The organism is Streptomyces sp. NPDC056347, assembly GCF_042262625.1.
GTDB lineage: Bacteria > Actinomycetota > Actinomycetes > Streptomycetales > Streptomycetaceae > Streptomyces.
In genome coordinates, this window is the sequence record NZ_JBHJQP010000180.1 from 1 (window position 1) to 16,066 (window position 16,066).

General features: G+C 71.4%; 15 protein-coding genes and 1 tRNA gene. 4 read left to right on the plus strand and 12 right to left on the minus strand.

Translation table 11 applies throughout. From position 1 onward, the window contains the following. Positions 1 to 21 precede the first annotated feature (21 nt). The 12 genes from serS to ACFCV8_RS30280 all read right to left on the minus strand — a co-directional run bounded on the left by serS (position 22) and on the right by ACFCV8_RS30280 (position 11,649). Positions 22 to 1,290, minus strand: coding sequence for a serine--tRNA ligase (serS, locus tag ACFCV8_RS30225; protein WP_376688662.1), 1,269 nt, complete (start codon positions 1,288 to 1,290; stop codon positions 22 to 24). Positions 1,291 to 1,336: 46 nt separating this feature from the next. Then, the gene (locus ACFCV8_RS30230) at positions 1,337 to 1,567 is read right to left on the minus strand and encodes an acyl carrier protein (RefSeq protein ID WP_376688663.1); all 231 of its coding nucleotides are present in this window, start codon (positions 1,565 to 1,567) and stop codon (positions 1,337 to 1,339) included. A gap of 22 nt (positions 1,568 to 1,589) precedes the next feature. Further along, the gene (locus ACFCV8_RS30235; protein ID WP_376688664.1) at positions 1,590 to 2,597 is read right to left on the minus strand and encodes a beta-ketoacyl-ACP synthase III; all 1,008 of its coding nucleotides are present in this window, start codon (positions 2,595 to 2,597) and stop codon (positions 1,590 to 1,592) included. Then, positions 2,594 to 3,592 carry a VlmB-like protein gene (locus ACFCV8_RS30240; protein WP_376688665.1) on the minus strand — a complete coding sequence of 333 codons (999 nt, stop codon included), beginning with the start codon at positions 3,590 to 3,592 and terminating at the stop codon, positions 2,594 to 2,596. The genes ACFCV8_RS30235 and ACFCV8_RS30240 overlap by 4 nt, the downstream gene beginning before the upstream one ends. A 73-nt stretch (positions 3,593 to 3,665) precedes the next feature. Continuing rightward, entirely contained in the window at positions 3,666 to 4,223 is a 558-nt protein-coding gene (locus ACFCV8_RS30245; protein ID WP_376688666.1) for a hypothetical protein, read from the minus strand. A gap of 8 nt (positions 4,224 to 4,231) precedes the next feature. Continuing rightward, on the minus strand, positions 4,232 to 4,714 hold the full coding sequence (locus ACFCV8_RS30250; RefSeq protein ID WP_376688667.1) for an SRPBCC family protein: 483 nt from the start codon (positions 4,712 to 4,714) through the stop codon (positions 4,232 to 4,234). 6 nt (positions 4,715 to 4,720) lie between these two features. Continuing rightward, the gene (locus ACFCV8_RS30255; RefSeq protein WP_376688668.1) at positions 4,721 to 6,001 is read right to left on the minus strand and encodes an aspartate aminotransferase family protein; all 1,281 of its coding nucleotides are present in this window, start codon (positions 5,999 to 6,001) and stop codon (positions 4,721 to 4,723) included. Between the two features lie 64 nt (positions 6,002 to 6,065). Continuing rightward, positions 6,066 to 7,205 carry an acyl-CoA dehydrogenase family protein gene (locus ACFCV8_RS30260; protein ID WP_376688669.1) on the minus strand — a complete coding sequence of 380 codons (1,140 nt, stop codon included), beginning with the start codon at positions 7,203 to 7,205 and terminating at the stop codon, positions 6,066 to 6,068. Positions 7,206 to 7,245: 40 nt separating this feature from the next. Continuing rightward, positions 7,246 to 8,844 carry an aldehyde dehydrogenase family protein gene (locus ACFCV8_RS30265; protein ID WP_376688670.1) on the minus strand — a complete coding sequence of 533 codons (1,599 nt, stop codon included), beginning with the start codon at positions 8,842 to 8,844 and terminating at the stop codon, positions 7,246 to 7,248. A gap of 101 nt (positions 8,845 to 8,945) precedes the next feature. Further along, positions 8,946 to 10,415, minus strand: coding sequence for an MmgE/PrpD family protein (locus ACFCV8_RS30270; protein WP_376688671.1), 1,470 nt, complete (start codon positions 10,413 to 10,415; stop codon positions 8,946 to 8,948). Next, positions 10,366 to 11,373 (minus strand): diacylglycerol/lipid kinase family protein, encoded by a 1,008-nt coding sequence (locus ACFCV8_RS30275; protein WP_376688672.1) that lies wholly within the window; start codon positions 11,371 to 11,373, stop codon positions 10,366 to 10,368. The genes ACFCV8_RS30270 and ACFCV8_RS30275 overlap by 50 nt, the downstream gene beginning before the upstream one ends. 189 nt (positions 11,374 to 11,562) lie before the next feature. Continuing rightward, positions 11,563 to 11,649, minus strand: a tRNA-Arg gene (locus tag ACFCV8_RS30280). 182 nt (positions 11,650 to 11,831) lie between these two features. Between ACFCV8_RS30280 and ACFCV8_RS30285 the strand changes: the two genes are divergently transcribed. The 4 genes from ACFCV8_RS30285 (at position 11,832) to ACFCV8_RS30300 (ending at position 16,018) form a co-directional block, all read left to right on the plus strand. Further along, positions 11,832 to 12,830 (plus strand): bifunctional lysylphosphatidylglycerol flippase/synthetase MprF, encoded by a 999-nt coding sequence (locus ACFCV8_RS30285; RefSeq protein ID WP_376688673.1) that lies wholly within the window; start codon positions 11,832 to 11,834, stop codon positions 12,828 to 12,830. A gap of 48 nt (positions 12,831 to 12,878) precedes the next feature. Continuing rightward, positions 12,879 to 13,064, plus strand: a complete 186-nt coding sequence (locus ACFCV8_RS30290) for a hypothetical protein (protein WP_376688674.1) — start codon at positions 12,879 to 12,881, stop codon at positions 13,062 to 13,064. A 307-nt stretch (positions 13,065 to 13,371) separates the two neighbouring features. After that, entirely contained in the window at positions 13,372 to 14,493 is a 1,122-nt protein-coding gene (locus ACFCV8_RS30295; protein ID WP_376688675.1) for a fatty acid desaturase family protein, read from the plus strand. A gap of 121 nt (positions 14,494 to 14,614) precedes the next feature. Then, positions 14,615 to 16,018, plus strand: a complete 1,404-nt coding sequence (locus ACFCV8_RS30300; RefSeq protein ID WP_376688676.1) for an MFS transporter — start codon at positions 14,615 to 14,617, stop codon at positions 16,016 to 16,018. The last annotated feature ends 48 nt before the right edge of the window (positions 16,019 to 16,066 follow it).

Here is a 16,066-nt window from a genome sequence, read left to right on the forward strand (position 1 = left end):
GTACGAGGCCGGCCCGGGCTCTCAGGCGGTGGCGCCGCCCGGCAGGATGCGGGAGAACCCGGTGTACGGGACGAGGGCCTCGGGCAGCACCACGGAGCCGTCCTCCCGCTGGCCCTGCTCGAGCAGCGCGGCCACGGTGCGGCCGATGGGCAGGGCCGAGCCGTTGAGGGTCGCCGCGGGCTCCTTCGTACCGTTCGCGCCCCGCACCCGGATGCCCGCCCTGCGGCCCTGGAACGTGCCGCAGTCGGAGACCGAGGAGACCTCCCGAAAGGCGCCGCTGCCCGGCAGCCACACCTCGATGTCGTACGTCATCCGGGCACTGAAGCCGAGATCGCCCGCGGGCAGCAGGACCACCCGGTAGGACAGCTCCAGGCGGCGCAGGCACTCCTCGGCGTGGCCGAGCATCAGCTCCAGCTGCTTGGGGGCGTCCTCGGCCGCGCAGACGCGGACCAGCTCGACCTTCTCGAACTGGTGCAGACGCAGAATGCCGCGGGTGTCCCGGCCGTAGCTGCCGGCCTCCGCCCGGAAACAGGGCGTACGCGAGGTGAAGGCGAGCGGCAGCTGCGCGGGATCGAGCAGTTCACCGGCGACCAGATTGGTCAGCGGCACCTCGGCGGTGGGCACCAGGAACAGCTCCCGGTCACCGACCCGGGTGGCGAACAGGTCCTCCTCGAACTTCGGCAGCTGTCCGGTGCCCGTCATCGTCGGACGGTTCACCAGATACGGCACCGAGTGCTCGACGTAGCCGTGCTCGCCGGTGTGCAGGTCCAGGAAGAAGTCGGCGAGCGCCCGCTCGAGCCGGGCGCCCGCGCCGCGCGACACGGTGAAACGGGCCCCGGACAGCTTCGCCGCGCGGGAGCCGTCGAAGATGCCGAGGCTCTCGCCGAGCTCGGCGTGGTGGAGGGCCGGACCGCCCTCGCGCACCGGCGGCCCCCCGCGCCGCACCTCCACGGCCTCCTGGTCGCTGTGCCCGTCGGGAACCTCGTCCAGGGGGAGATTGGGGATGGCGAGCAACAGCTCGGTCAGCGCGGCCTCGGCGTCGCGCGCCGCGGCCTGCGCCTCCTGGACCTGCTCGCGCAGCTGCCGCGCCCGCTCGCGCTGCTCCTGGGACGGCCTGCCGCCGCGGGAGGCCGCCTTGAGCGCGGCGCGCAGGTCGGACACGGCCGCGAGGGCCGCCGTGCGGCGCCCCTGCGCCGCGGTCAGGGCGGCCACATCGAGCTCGTGCCGACGCCGGGCCAGGCGCCGCACCGCCTCGGGCCCCGATTCGGTCAGTTCGCGTACGTCATGCATGAACTCTCCTTGGCTGCTCGGCCGCTGCCGGGCCCGGGCGGCGGGGTCAGACCGTCGCGCGGCGCTCCGTGATCATGCGGGCCATCTCGCCGATGGTCTCGGCCTCCAGGAGCTCGTCGTCGCTGATCACGACCGAGTACTCCTTCTCGAGCAGCATCGACAGCTCGACGACGGCGAGCGAGTCCAGCTCGGCGTCCTCGCGGGTGGAGGTCGGGGTGATGCGGTCCGGGTCGACCTTGAGCTTGTCGACCAGGATCTCCTTGAGCGTCTCGAACATGGCTACTTCCTTTCGGGTGGGATCAGCCGATCTCGATGTCGGGCCAGGTGAGGGTGGCCGAGCCCCAGGACAGCCCGCCGCCGAAGGCGGTGAGCAGCACCCGGTGGCCGGCTTTGAGCGTGCCGTTCGCCGCGGACATGGCGAGCAGCGTGGGCAGCGACGCGGCCGCGGTGTTGCCGACCTCCGCGACGTTCGACAGCTGCCGGTCCTCGGTGATGCCGAGCTCGTCCGCCACCGCCGCGAGGATCCGCGCGTTGGCCTGGTGGGCGCAGAGGCGGTCCACGTCGTCCAGGGTCCAGCCGGCCGCCGACACGGCGGCGCGCGACGACTCGCTCATGCGCCGTACCGCGTGCCGGAACGTGTCGCGGCCGTTCATCTTGAAGTACGTCTGGGCCGGGTCGGCGAGTTCGGTCACCGGACCGGCCGACCGCGACCGGGAGCCGCCCGCCGGGACCTTGATCAGGTCGGCGTGGCTCCCGTCGCTGCCGAGCACCGCCCGGCCGATGCTGCCCGGCTCGTCCGCGTCGCCCGCGCGCAGCAGCAGCGCTCCCGCGGCGTCCCCGAACAGCACCACGGTGGCGCGGTCGTCGGGGTCGACCATGGTCGTGAAGGCGTCCGCGCCGATCAGCAGCACACGCGAGGCCGCGCCGGTCGCGATCAGGCCGGAGGCCGTCGTGAGCCCGTACAGGAACCCGGCGCACGCCGCCGACAGGTCGAACGACGGCGTGGTGCCCAGGCCGAGCCGGTGCGTGATGTCCGGTGCGGTGGGCGGGACCTGGTGGTCGGGGGTGGTGGTGGCGAGGACGACCATGTCCGCACCGCCGCCGCCCGCCGACTCCAGGGCCCGGCGCCCGGCCTCCACCGCGAGGTCGGAGGTGGCGCCGCCGGGCTCGACCACGTGCCGCACCGCCATGCCGGTGCGGGTGCGGATCCACTCGTCGCTGGTGTCGAGGCGCGCGCACAGGTCCTCGTTGGTCACCAGCTTCGGCGGCAGATGCACCCCGGCGCCCGCGATGACCGCGGACTTCACGCCCCGCTCCGGGCGGGGGAGCCCAGCCACTCGACGGGCAGGCCCATGTAGGCCATGCGCGCCTCGGCCATCTCGTCCGTCCACCGCTCGGCCATGTCGTAGCGCTGGTCGGGCGTGGTGTCCAGGAGCCGGGTGCCCGGCCAGACCTCGTAGTCGCCGATCTTGTCGGCGTGCTGCTCCATGCCCTTCTGGAACAGCTCCTCGCGGTGGATGACGAACCTGCGGTCGTCGATGCTGTCCCACAGCTCGACACCGGAGCGCAGGATCTCCACGAGCCGCGGCCGGTACTCCGGGTGGTCGCGGACGTGGTCGCGCAGGATGGTGCTGGCGACCGTCAGGTGACGGATCTCGTCGATCGCGGTGCCGCGGGAGATCTCCCCCGTGGCCGGCGACAGCGGGGTCCACTTGCGCTCGCTGAGCTCCGCCGCCGGGGCGAGGACGCCCTCGATGACGATGGCGAAGACGGCCACGCCGCCGGGGAAGTCCCGCTGCTTCTGGACGATGTCGAGGGTGAAGTCGATGACCGGCTGCAGCACCTCGCGCCGGTACTCGACCGCCATCTCGTCGATGTCCCGCAGCAAGGTGGCCTCGGGCATGCCGAGTTCCACCAGGTGGTTGCGGAACACCCGGGCGTGCCGGGCCTCGTCCATGAGCTGGGTCGCGTAGAACTCCATCTCCGGGATGCCGGGAGCGACCTCCACGTAGGGAGCCAGCAGCCGGGTGGCGATTTCCTCGGACAGGCCGCGGAAACCGAACTCCAGGACCAGCGCCTCACGCAGCGGGCCCGGCTGCTTCAGGAACTCGGGAATGACCGCGGACTCGTGGTGCCCGGTGACGCCCCGATCGCGCAGCGTGCCCTGGGCGACCTGCGTGATCCAGTAGGCGAGGTTGCACTCCTCGGGGCCGAGGGCGAGCTCCTTGGCGCCGTCGAGCAGACCGGGAGCGGTCTCCCAGTCGGCCTCCTGGGCCACGGTGCGCTGCGGCGAATCGGTCATGACGACTTGCACTCCTTACGTTTCGGCGGGATCGGCCCCGGCGGTGCGCCGGGTGGGACGACGGGCGGGACGGTCAGCGGCCCGCCGAGGCGCCGGCGCGCTCGCCCTCGCGCACGCGCGGCGGCACGGGACGGGCGGCGAGGTGACCGACCGGCTCGGGGTCCTGGACGTGTCCGACCGGCTTGGGGTGCGGCAGGCGCAGGTCGTCCAGGAGCCGGAGGTAACCCTTCTGGCGGACCGGCTCGTAGGGCAGCGCGAACGACTTCATGAAGTTGCCGAACAGGCCACGGTCGCCGCTCAGGTGCCACGGGACGGCGAGCAGCGCCCACTCCGGGCCGACGAGCCAGCACCACAGGCCGATGACGGCGCTCTGCGTGATCAGGCTGTGCATCACGTTGTAGAGGACGTAGTAGACCTTGGAGATCGGCCGGCCCTTGCTGCGGCGGAAGGCGAGGGCCCCCGGGAGGTAGCCGATCACATCGATGTAGAAGAACAGACCGAGCCACACGGCCCAGCGGATGTCACCGAAGTGCTCGATGATCAGAACGGTGCTGACCGCGAAGGCCACGAGGTACTCGGCACGGTGCAGGGAGAAGGTCCGTGGGGTCTCGAACGGATTCGCCTGGTCCATGACTTCTCCTAGGCGGCGATGTCGGCGGGCGTACCCAGCTCGACCTCGCCGCGCAGCTCGGTCCGCTCGAACAGGCCGGTGACGGCCCAGGCGATCGTCTCCTTGATGACACGCTCGGCGATCGGGTCGAGAATCCCCTCCAGGCTCGGGATGCCGAAGTCGAAGTCGACCTCGAAGTGGACGACGATGTTGCCGTCCTCCTCGCTCAGCGCCCACTTGCCCTCGAACGTGTCGAAGTCGCCGTCCTCCTGCTCGAACCGGATCTCCAGCGCGTCGCGGTCGAACCGGTCCTCCTCCGTCCAGCGCAACAGGCCGCTGCGGAAGTGCAGTTCCCAGCTGGAACCGCCCTTGAGCTCGGGCAGGGTGCCGTGCACGGTGGTGGAGCTGACGTGCGGGGCGAGCTCGGGGAATCGGTCGAACCTGGCGATGGACGCGAATACGGTGTCGGCGCTCTCGCCGATCACCACGGCGTCCAGTGTCACGTGCCGCATCAGTTGTTACCGCCCTTCCGGCATCCTGGCCGAACCGGCGACCAGATCGAGGGTTGCTTTGTCGAAGGCACTGAGCAGGAACTCGACGTCGAGCTCCGTGAGGGTGGCGGGCGGGGTGAAGCGCACCACCGCGTTGCCGTTCATCGAGTGGTTGGCGACCACACCGTGGTTGAAGAGCTCGATCAGGAGCTCGCCCGCGAGGCCCGCCTCGGTCAGCTCGACGCCGATCAGCAGGCCGCGGCCGCGTACGTCGGCCACCAGGTGGGGGATGTTGCGGTAGGCGATCTCGCGGATCCTGGGCAGCAGCTTGGAGCCCAGATCCATGGCCCGGGTGGCCAGGCGGTCCTCCTTGACGGCCCGGATGGCGCCCTGGACGGCCGCCATCAGCAGGGGCTGCCCGGAGAACGTCGACGTGTGGACGTAGGGGTCCTTGTCGAAGGGGCGGAACGCCTTGCGCGTGGCGATGGCCGCCGAGACCGGCAGCACACCGCCGCCCAGGGCCTTGCCGGCGAGCAGCACGTCGGGCACGACGCTCTCGGTGTCGGCACCCCACCACTCGCCGAGCCGGCCCATGCCGGTCTGCACCTCGTCGAGGATGAGGAACCCGTCGTACTCGCGCACGAGTTCCTCGACCCGCTTGAGGTAGCCCTGCGGGGGGATGATCACGCCGGCCTCGCCCTGCACCGGCTCGAGGATCACGCAGACCTCGCCGGGGTGCGCCCGCAGCTCCTCCTCCAGCGCGTCCGCGTCACCGAAGGGCAGGTGCAGGACGTCGGGGATCAGCGGCCGGAAGGGCTTCTGGTAGACCTCCTTGGCGGTCGCCGACAGGGCGCCGAGCGTCTTGCCGTGGTAGCCGCCGCGCATCGAGACGGTGCGCTTGCGGCCGTTCGCCCGGGCCAGTTTGATGCCCGTCTCGACGGCCTCGGCGCCCGACAGCGAGAAGTGCACGCGGTCCAGGCCCTCGGGCATGACGGACACCAGCGCCTCGGCGGCGCGCGCCACGGTCGGCTCGAGCAGGATGCGGGTGGCGGTGGGGTGGGTGTGCAGCTGGCGCTCCACCTCCTCCATCACGATGGGGTGGCGGGCGCCCATGATGAAGACGCCGTACCCGCCCGCGTTGAGGAAGCGCTCACCGTCGCTGGTGGTCAGCCAGGTGCCGGAGGACTTCACCTCCATATGGCTGCCGAACAGTTCGGCGAGGGTGGCCCTGCCCTTGCTGAGGTGGGCCCGGTAGAGGCCGAGGATCTCCTCCTCGGTGTCGACCCGGATGTCCTGGGTCACGGTCACGGATAACTCCCTGGAGAGAACGGCCTGATGGGGTCGGACCGGTGGCGGCGGGGCCGCGAACGGGTCAGGAAAGATCGAGCGGGCGGCCCGCGAGGTACTCCACGAGCGGCCCCGAGGCGGCGGGGCGGCCCGGCGGGTGGAAGACCAGCGGCCGCACACTGGCGGCCAGCCGGGCGTGGTCCGGGCTGCGGATGAAGTCGACGCCGCCGAGCAGCTGCAGGCTCTGGTCCGCGGCGCGCGCGAGCAGGTCCTGGGCCGCGTAGCGGGCGACGAGCACCTCGGCCACCGCCTCGTCACCCTCCAGCCCGTCGCGCACCTTGCGGGCCACGCCCTCGAGCAGCTGGAAGGCGCTCTCGGTGTCGATGACCACGCCGGCCCGCTCACCGGCGGTGCCCCGCTCGCGCTCCACGACCACCTCGGCGAGAGCCGCGGCGGCGCCCGCGTACCCGGCCGAGATCAGCATCTCGAACCAGATGACGCCCGCGGCCTGCAGGTCGTCGAGGCGCCCGGGGTCCTCGGCGGTCGTACGGATGACCATGCTGTCGGGCACGAACACATCGGTCAGACGGACCTCGTCGCTCTCCGACGCGGCGAGGACGTCGTTGCCCCAGAAGGGGTGCACGGTCAGCCCCTCGGCGGTGGCCGGGACCAGGGCGAGAGCGAGCTCGGGCGTGCCGTCCGGACCCGGCACGGCGATGCTCGCCGTCAGCAGCTGCATCGAATGGGCCAGGCTGCACGGCTTCTTGGCGCCGTTGAGGCGGTAGCCGCCCCTGGCCGGCTCGGCGACGACCGACGGCGCGAAGATGTTCTGCTGCGTCTTGCCCTCGGCCCAGCCGGAGGCCATCAGGATCTGGTCGGGCACGACCTTGTGCAGCAGGTCCAGCTGGTTGGGCGCGAGCCGTCCGGAACGGTCGGCCAGCGAGTACAGCATCGACACGGTGAAGTGGTGCATGGTCACCGCGGCTGCCACGGACGGCGAGGTGGCACCGAGCGCGCGCTGCACACGCACCGCGTCGACCGGGTCCACCCCGTGCCCGCCGAACTCGGCGGGCACCAGCAGCGCGACGCCGCCATGGGTGCGGAACAGGTCGACCGCCGGGCTCCCGGAAGCCTCCCGCTCGGCGAAGGGGATGTCGTCCAGGGCCTTGAGCAGCCCCGGATGGTACCGGTCGCAGACCGCGCGGGCGGAATCGAGGGAGCGCACGGGAACACCTCCGAAGGATTGCGGGGATCGACAGGGCGGCTCAGGCGCCGAAGACGGCCTCGTGAGGGCTGACGTCCGTGGCGATGCTGACGCCCTGGATGTGCGAGGTCTTGAGGATCGGGTAGTTGGCCTCGCCGTAGACACCGCCGGTCAGTCCGGTGCCGCCGTGGCTGGGCAGGTACGGCAGGAACCCGATGTGCGAGTCGTTGATCTTCAGCAGGCCGCCGTTGACGACACGCTGCACGAACGCGTTGATGACGCGCGCGGACTTGACCCACAGCGAGTTGCGCAGCCCGTACTCGTTGCTGTTGACGAACTCGATGAAGCTGTTGAGCAGGGCGTCGTCGTCGCCGTGCTCGGGCACCACGATCGGCAGCAGCGGGAAGAACGTCTCGCTCCGCACGATGTCGTGCCGGCGCGCCCCGGGCAGGCCGTCGACCCGCACCACGGTGGGCTGCAGGAAGACGCCGGTCTCCGACGGGGTGCCGTCGACCTCGGTGCGCTGCCCGCCGGTGATGAGCTCCCCGCCGAGGTCCAGGGACTGCTTGAGCAGCGCGAAGAACTTCTCGCTGCGGCGCACCGGCGACAGCAGGACGTCCTCGTCCTCCGGGTAGCCCGGACGCACCAGCTTGACGCGCTCCTTCACCTCGGCGATGAGCTCCTCGGCGACCTCGGGGTGCACCAGCACGCAGTTGGGCACCATGCAGATCTGCCCCGAGCCGTAGAAGGACTCGCAGATCGCCTCGGCCGCCTTCTTCAGGTCGGCGCCCTTCCAGATGACGATGGTGTCGTTGCCGGCCAGCTCCAGGATGGGCTTCTTGCCGTTGGCCACGCACTGCTCCTGGAAGCGCAGGCCCTCCTCGCTGCCGCCGATGTAGAAGATGTCGTTGACCAGCGGCGACTTGACCCAGCGGTCCAGGGTCTGCTTGGGGTTGGAGCAGACGGCGTTCAGGACGCCGGGCGGTGCGCCGATCTTGTCGAGCAGCGGGCCCACCACGTCGCGCATCAGCCACATGGTGCTGAGCGCGATGCTGCGCGGGGCGCGCATCACGACGGCGTTGCCGGCCATGAGCGCGAGCACGGCCAGGGCGGCGCTCGGCGCGGGCGCGTTCTGCGGCGGGTTGAAGGCCACCACACCGTCGGGCTGGCGACGGACGATCAGGCGCCGTCCCTCGTGCTCGAACTCGGTGTGCATGCGCTGCCGGTACCAGTAGAGGCTTTCCTCGCTGTAGATCTGCTTCATGCAGCTCAGTTCCCAGCGGGCCAGCCGCAACGGATGGGCCTCGGAGGTCAGGATCTCCAGGAACTCGTCCTCGCGGCGCATGAGTTCCTCGCGGAACATCGAGCCCAGACGCATCCGGCGGTCGAGGGGGACCTCGGCCCAGGCGCTCGCGGCCGCCGCGGCGGCCTCCGTCGCCAGGTCGATCGACGCGTCGCTGGCTATCGCGCAGCGGCCCACCACATAGGGGTGATGGGCGGCGTCGGAGTCCGGATTGCGCTCGAGTTCCCGCTTGAGACTGACGCTCGTGAATACGTCTTCGAGCAGAGAATTGGCGCTGACGGTGTATACCCAACCGTCACCCTCGACGTCCTTGCCCGAGATATAGAGCTTGTAACTGCGGAGTTCTTTGTCAGGCATCAAAGGACCTTTCCCAAGTCCGATCTTGGCCCTGCTCACTGTCCACCGGATAATGATCCTGGCAGTGGGCGCTGACTGACCGCTGACAGCGGCCTCGTGCATTACCGCAACGCCGCCTCGATCCATTCGTGGAGTTCGTCGGCGTCCATCGTCTCCAGGCGCGTGGCCGCGTCGGCCACGTCCGGCGCCCCGCCGAATCCGAGGAATTTCTCCCGCATCAGCTCGGCGTGATGGGCGCGGGTGTGCGGCCCCGCGGCGGCCAGGGGGATCATGCGCTGGCGCGTCGCCGTACGCCCGTCGGTCATCCGCACCGTCACCCGGGCGCCGGTCGCCTTGGCCGACGAGGTGAAGTCGGGGCTCGTCGCGTCGCCCGCCGCTTCCCGGGCCAGGCGGGCCACGTCGTCGCCGGCGAAGTCGCGCAGCCAGGCCCCGGCCGCGTCACCGGCCTGCCGGACGGCCTCGCCGAACGGCGCCTCCGAGGCGAACAGGGCCCTGGTCATCTCCGGGTCGTGCACCAGACGCACCCGCTCGGCGAGGTCCCAGCGGGCCCGCTCGCTCAGCAGCGGCGCCGCGAAGTCGTTGACCGTCAGACCGCCGGTGAGCAGCGCGGTGGCCACCGGGTACGGGGTGTGCAGGACCAGGGCGCCGAGCGGCGATCCGGGCCCCACGATGTACGAGGCGGCCTTCTTGCCGGCGAAGAGGGTGTAGAGGGACACCTCGACGACGACTTCCTCGACGTCCTCGGCGCGCAGCGGACCGAGATCCCGGCGCAGCGCCGCCGCGCAGTCCACGGCCGCGTCCACGCCGGGGCCGCCCGGGCGCATCTTGAACGAGAGGGTCTCGGTGTGCCACCGCTGCCCCAGGCCCGCGTTGACGGCGTCGGGCAGCGGCACGGAGGAGAACCGGTCGAGGAAGCCGTCGGGATGCTCCAGGATGTCGGTCGCGCCCCGCAGCCCGGCGCGGGCCGCGTCGCAGGAATCCATCGCGGTACGCACCGGTGTGAAGGTGTTGAACAGGCGCGCGTCGCTGGCCAGGAAGGCGCGCATCAGCGGCCAGTTGGGCATGGCGAAGGCGAGCCCGAGGGCGCTGGACCACACCGCCGCGTCGGCGCCCTCGCAGCGCAGCCGCCCGCAGACGGCGCCCGCCAGGTGCGTGTGCACGGCGCTGTGCCCGCGCAGCGGCCCGAGCGTGGCGGCCGCCGTGATGCGGGCCGCGCACTCGTTGGCGGCGATGACCGCCGTCAGCAGCCCGGCCCCGTCCAGACGGCGCGCGTAGGCGTAGGCGAGGGGCACCGACACCGTGGAGTTCGACAGATGGCCCGCGTACGCGGTGTCGTCGAGGTTCAGCCAGGAACCGAGCCCGGCGATGACGCAGGCCGAGGTGCGCGGATCGTTCTGCAGGGGAGGGCCGAAGGCCTCGGTCAGACGACGGCCCAGCGGATGGTCGGCGCCGGCCCTGATGGAGGCCAGCTGGGAGAGCAGCTGGCTGCCCGCGAGGGAGAGGACGGGGGCGGGGATGTCCTCAGGCTCGAGCCACGCCGCCCAGTGGCACAGCTCCTTCAGTATCGACACGCGTCACTTCCTTTGTCGGGGCACCCCAGACCGCGAGTGCGCCCGGCAGGACGTCGACGGTCATGCGGGCCCAGTTGAGCTGCTGCAGTTCACCGTCGTACTCGAAGCACAGGGGCTGTCCGTCCAGACGCTCGACGACGACGCGCCGGCCGCGGCCGTGCAGCACCCCGGCCCGCTCGTGCAGCCGGCCCTCGCGGGCGAGGTCCGGCACGTCGACGGCGGGCACCTCGGCGCCCACCACGCAGACGTCGAGCAGCCCGTCGTCCAGCTCGGAGTAGGGCAGGATCAGGTACTGGCCGCCCCGGTAGCGGCCGCCGCCCACGTTGGCGAGGACCGTGTCGCCCTCGTACAGGACCGCGCCGTCGACCGTGACCCGTCCCGGATAGGGGCGGTGGGCCGCGGCCGCGTCCGGCAGGGCGCGCGCGTAGCGCTCCCGGCCGGTGGCCCGCACGGCCCGGGCCGCCACCAGGCCCTCGGCGACCAGCCCCGAGCAGGCGCCGAGCAGCACCAGGCCGCCGGTCTCGGCGAGCGAGCCCAGGTCCATGGTGCGCAGCTCGGCCGCCCTCGGGTCGCCGCTCACCGTGGCGCGCAGCGTCTCCTGCCACGGCCGGTCGGCCCACAGGGTGCGGTAGTTGGAGTTCCCGGTGCCCGCCGGCACGACGGCCAGGGCCGCACCCGCGGGCCCGCCCGGCGTGACGAGGCCCTCGACGACCTCGCGCACGGTGCCGTCCCCGCCGACCGCGACCACCAGGTCCACCCCGGCGCCGCCGCGTCCGGTGGCGGCGCGGACCGCGGCGGTCGCGCTGCCGGGGTGCGTGGTGCGGTGCACGCCGACGCTCTCGATCCGCTCGCGGCACATCCGTACGACGTCCTCGAAGAGGCCGGCCCGGACGGTGCCCGCGGTGGGGTTGGCGACGACAAGGGCCCGACGGGGGGCGAGGGGTGCCGGGATCGGCATGAGGCGATTCTCCAGACGCTGCGATCGGCGGTCGGCGGCCGGTGCTGTCCCGCCCGCCCCGGCGCCCGGCGCGCGGGCGGCGCGGGCCCGGCCGCCCGCAACGCGCCCGGGTCCCGCCGCCGGACCCCGGCCGAGGCAGGCGGCCGTCCGACGACAGGACCCGGGAGAGCGCGGTGGCACGTCCCACAGCGGAGAGGGCAGGATTCGAACCTGCGCGGGCTTGCACCCGACCGAAGCGGACTCCGGTCCCCGATAAGCCACTCCGGGCACCTCTCCCCACTTCCGGAAGGGTTTCCCTCCCGGTCGCTGAAATTACTTTCCCAGCCCCTTCTGATATCCGGCTGACGAGTCACTGATGTACTTCTCGCGCATCAAATCTGCTCTTCCGGGGCCCATCTCGCAGGTGCTCTACTTCCCTGTGTCCACCGATGGACGAGAATCGAAGAAGAGAGGGCCACATGTCCCCGACAGCAACGGCCGAGAACACCGTTCTCGCATCGATTCGCAAACACACCGGGTCCGAGAACCCGAGCGCTTTCCTGGCCATGAGCCGGGGCACCGGCGCGTTCACCGTGCCCGGCCTCGACGGCTTCATCGCCCACCGCCGCACGGGCCGCTACCTCGTCCAGCTCGGCGGCCCCTTCGCCGCCCCCGACGACTACATCCCGCTGCTCGACCGCTTCGTCGCGCACGCCCACGAGCAGGACCTGACCGTGGTCGGCGCCCAGCTGCAGCGCGCGGACGCCGAGATCTACGCCCGACGGGGCTTCACCGTCAACCAGTTCGGCGCCTCCTGGGTGGTCCACCTGCCGGAGTTCACCCTGCGCGGCACCCGGTTCATGCGCATGCGGAACAAGATCTCCCGGGCCCACCGCGCCGGACTCCAGATCAAGGAAGCCTCCGCGCAGGAACTGACCGAGGCGATCCGGCACATCGACGACGCATGGCTGCGCTCCAAGGGCGAGGAGGCACGGCCCCTGGAGTTCCTGGTCGGAGAACTCGGCGGCCCCGCACAGGAGCACCGCAGGCTCTTCGTCGGCACGATCGACTCCAAGCCGGTCGGCTACATCTCGTACTCGCCCGTCTACGGCAGCAGGGCGGGCTGGATGCACGACCTGAGCCGCCGCATCCCCGACGACACCCCCGGCCTGATGGAAGCCATCAACGCACACGTCATCGAGGTCCTGCGCGGCGAGGGCGCCGAGTGGCTGCACTTCGGCTTCACCCCGTTCACCGGCCTCGCCCAGGACAACGAACTGCCCGGCCACAGCCCCGCCTTCCAGTGGCTGATGCACTTCCTGTGGGCCGAGGGCGCCGCGCTCTACCCCGCGCAGACACAGCTCGCCTACAAGGACAAATGGGCGCCCCAGGCCCCGATCCCCGAGTACGTGGCCTTCGACGGCCCGGCGTCCCTGCCGGCCTTCGCGCACATCTTCCGTGCCTGCAACGCATTCTGACCACCGTCAACCATCCGCCGAAGAGCGGAAGCACGAGGAGGAACAGCCATGTCGAGCGAGCAGAGCACCGAGCACACCGCCGCCCCCACCGGGACGGACGCCCTCGAACAGAAGCTGGTCGAGTCACTGATGGGAGTCATCGGGGCCCCGGACGACCAGGACGTCGCCCGCGCCTCGGACGAGGTGCTGCGCGCCCTGGACGCCGAGCTCGCCCGGCGGACCGCGGCCGCGTGAGGCGTCACCGCCGGCCCCGGGCGCACCCGCACCGTCCTGCCCGCCCGGCGGGGCCGGGCGGGCGCGCCGGCCGGTGCAGACGCGGTCGAGACACGGTGGCGGACGCGTCGCGAGCCGATCGGGGACGGCCGGGCGGAACCCCGCCCGGCCGCGCACCCGCCCACCGTGCCCCACGCGCCCGCTCCCGGCGCGCACCGGTGAGGTTCCAGGCGGTCATCAGCGCCGGATCAGGGCCGTGTCCGACGCTCTTGTGTGCCTTCACCCGGCGCTTCGCACCGGGATACGCCCTGCCCAAGGAGATCCCTCTATGCAGTCTCCGAACGTCACAGAGACCACCAGCGAGAAAGAGTCAGGCACCCAGCGGCCGCTCGACACCGGCCTTGCGGTCGCTACGGGTGAGATGAGCAGCCAGGGCGCCTCCGCCACCTTCGGCGAACTGCTCAAGCGTGTGAAGGCCGAAGGACTGCTGGACCTCGACCCGCGCTACGACTACCGCAGGCTCGCCCTGAACCTCGGCCTCATCGCCGCCGGCCTCGTCGCCTTCTTCCTCATCGGCGCGTCCTGGTGGCAGATGCCGGTCGCGGTGTGGATGGGCCTGTGCGGCGTCCAGAGCGCCTACATGTGGCACGAGGTCGGCCACAAGGCGATGTTCCGCGACCGCAAGATCGGCCAGCTCGTCGCGTACTTCCACGCCAACTTCTTCAGCGGCGTGAGCTACGCCTGGTGGGTCAACCACCACAACCGGCACCACAGCCACCCCAACCACATCAGCCTCGACCCCGACATCGGCCGTCGCACGGCGATCTTCGACATCAAGCAGTACGCCGCCCGCACCACCGTGCAGCGCTTCATCGTGCGCCACCAGCGGGTGCTCTTCTTCGTCCTGCTCGTGCTCGAGGGCTACAAGATGGAGAAGACCACGGTCAAGGAACTCTCCAGGACCGGAGCCAAGCGCCGCGCCCTGGAGATCGGCCTCGTCCTGCTGCGCACCGCGATCTACCTGACGGCCGTCTTCACGATCCTCACGCCGCTGCAGGCCGTCGCCTTCATCGCGGTGCAGCACGCCGCGCTCGGCGTCTACTTCGGCCTGATGTTCGCCCCGAACCACAAGGGCATGGAAGTGCGCGACGGCGAGGAGGAGTCCCTGGACTGGCTGGAGCGCCAGGTCCTCACCTCCCGCAACATCCGCCCCAACTGGTGGATCGACTTCCTCTACGGCGGCCTCAACTACCAGGTCGAGCACCACCTGTTCCCGGCGATGCCGCAGCGCAACCTCGGCCGGGCCCGGGAGCTGACCCGCGACTACTGCGCGGAGCGCGGCATCCCCTACCTCGAGGTCGGCTTCTGGGAGTCCTACCGGCAGGTCGCCACGTTCCTGCACGACGTCAGCGCCCCGACACGGGAGAAAGCCCGCGTCAGCGCCGCCTGATGACCCCTCGGGCACCCCGCCGCCACGCGCGGCCGCGATCCCCCCGCCCCGGCCCTCCGCCGGGGCGGGCCGGTTCGCCGTGCGGTCCCGGCCCTGAGCACACCCCAGGAGATCCGAACCCATGTCACAGCAGACGGCGCTGCGCTCCCCGGCCGCGGCGCCCTCCATCGGCACCCGGCTCGACCGGATGCCGGTCACCCCCATGCACCGCTCGCTCACCGCCGTCGTCGGCGTCGGCCTGCTCTTCGACACCTTCGAGAACAACCTCTCCGGCACCATCTCCAAGGTGCTGCAAGGGGAGTTCGCCTTCGACGGCACCACCCTCAAACTCGTTCTGGCCTCGGCGTTCATCGGGCAGTTCATCGGCTCCCTGGTGCTCGGACGAGTGGCCGACCGCTACGGACGGCGCCGGGCCTTCCTCATCAACCTCGCCCTCTACTCGGGGTTCTCCCTGCTCGGCGCGTTCTCCCCGAACGCCGCATGGCTGATCGTCACCCGGTTCTTCGCCGGCGTCGGCATCGGAGCCGAACAGTCCCTGTCCGACTGCTACCTGGCGGACGTGCTGCCCGCGCGGGCACGCGGCCGCTACACCGCCTGGGCCTACACCCTGGCGTTCTGCGGGGTGCCCGCCGTCGGCTTCGCCGCACTGTGGCTGGTGCCGCTGAGCCCGCTCGGCTTCGACGGCTGGCGCTGGCTGTTCGTCATCGGCGCCCTCGGCTCGGCCGTCGTATGGGGGCTGCGGCGCAGACTCATCGAGTCGCCGCGCTGGCTCGCGAGCCAGGGCCGCACCCAGGAGGCGGAGCAGATCGTGGCCCGCATGGAGGCCGGGGTGCCCGCCACCGCCATGGCGCGCGCGCACACCGAGGACAAGGCCGCCCAGGACACGGCGCCCGCCGCGGACACCCCACGGACCGAGCCCCGCGACCGGGGCTTCAAAGTGGTCTTCCAGGCCCGCTTCCGACGCCGCACCACCATGCTGTGGCTCTTCGCCTCGCTCTCCGCGGTCGGCTACTACGGCTTCGGGGCGCTGGCCCCGCAGGTCCTCGCCGCCAAGGGATACGGGATCGTCACCGGCCTGGGCTTCACCGCGGTGTCCTTCATCGGCTACCCGATCGGCTCACTGATCTCGGTGCCGATCATGGACCGCTTCGAACGCAAATGGCTCGTCGCCCTCACCGCGGCGGTGATGGCACTGTGCGGCCTCGGCTTCGCACACGCGGGCTCCGCGGCCCTCGTGGTGACCTTCGGCGTGCTGTACACCCTGGTCAGCAACGTCTTCTCCACGGTGAGCCACGTCTACCTGGCCGAGCAGTACCCGACCCACATCCGGGCGGCGGCCACCGGCCTCGCGTACTCGCTGTCCAAACTCAGCGCCGCGGCACTCCCATTCATCCTGCTGCCGGTCCTCCAGGACCACGGACCGGGCGCCATGTTCACCACCATCGGCGCGGCCATGGCCGTCCTCGTGCTGACGGTCGCCGTCCTCGGCGGGCGGACCACGGGGGTCTCCATGGACCGGGACTGAGAAGGCACCGGAAGCCTGCGCCGAAACCCCCGCCGTACGCCCGCAGGA

What these genes read in the sequence shown, in the direction of transcription:
- ACFCV8_RS30245 (WP_376688666.1), bottom strand. Translation starts at nt 4,223, where the DNA reads ATGGACCAGGCGAATCCGTTCGAGACCCCACGGACCTTCTCCCTGCAC.
- ACFCV8_RS30285 (WP_376688673.1), top strand. Translation starts at nt 11,832, where the DNA reads ATGTCCCCGACAGCAACGGCCGAGAACACCGTTCTCGCATCGATTCGC.
- ACFCV8_RS30275 (WP_376688672.1), bottom strand. Translation starts at nt 11,373, where the DNA reads ATGCCGATCCCGGCACCCCTCGCCCCCCGTCGGGCCCTTGTCGTCGCC.
- ACFCV8_RS30250 (WP_376688667.1), bottom strand. Translation starts at nt 4,714, where the DNA reads ATGCGGCACGTGACACTGGACGCCGTGGTGATCGGCGAGAGCGCCGAC.
- ACFCV8_RS30300 (WP_376688676.1), top strand. Translation starts at nt 14,615, where the DNA reads ATGTCACAGCAGACGGCGCTGCGCTCCCCGGCCGCGGCGCCCTCCATC.
- ACFCV8_RS30230 (WP_376688663.1), bottom strand. Translation starts at nt 1,567, where the DNA reads ATGTTCGAGACGCTCAAGGAGATCCTGGTCGACAAGCTCAAGGTCGAC.
- ACFCV8_RS30290 (WP_376688674.1), top strand. Translation starts at nt 12,879, where the DNA reads ATGTCGAGCGAGCAGAGCACCGAGCACACCGCCGCCCCCACCGGGACG.
- serS (WP_376688662.1), bottom strand. Translation starts at nt 1,290, where the DNA reads ATGCATGACGTACGCGAACTGACCGAATCGGGGCCCGAGGCGGTGCGG.
- ACFCV8_RS30240 (WP_376688665.1), bottom strand. Translation starts at nt 3,592, where the DNA reads ATGACCGATTCGCCGCAGCGCACCGTGGCCCAGGAGGCCGACTGGGAG.
- ACFCV8_RS30295 (WP_376688675.1), top strand. Translation starts at nt 13,372, where the DNA reads ATGCAGTCTCCGAACGTCACAGAGACCACCAGCGAGAAAGAGTCAGGC.
- ACFCV8_RS30265 (WP_376688670.1), bottom strand. Translation starts at nt 8,844, where the DNA reads ATGCCTGACAAAGAACTCCGCAGTTACAAGCTCTATATCTCGGGCAAG.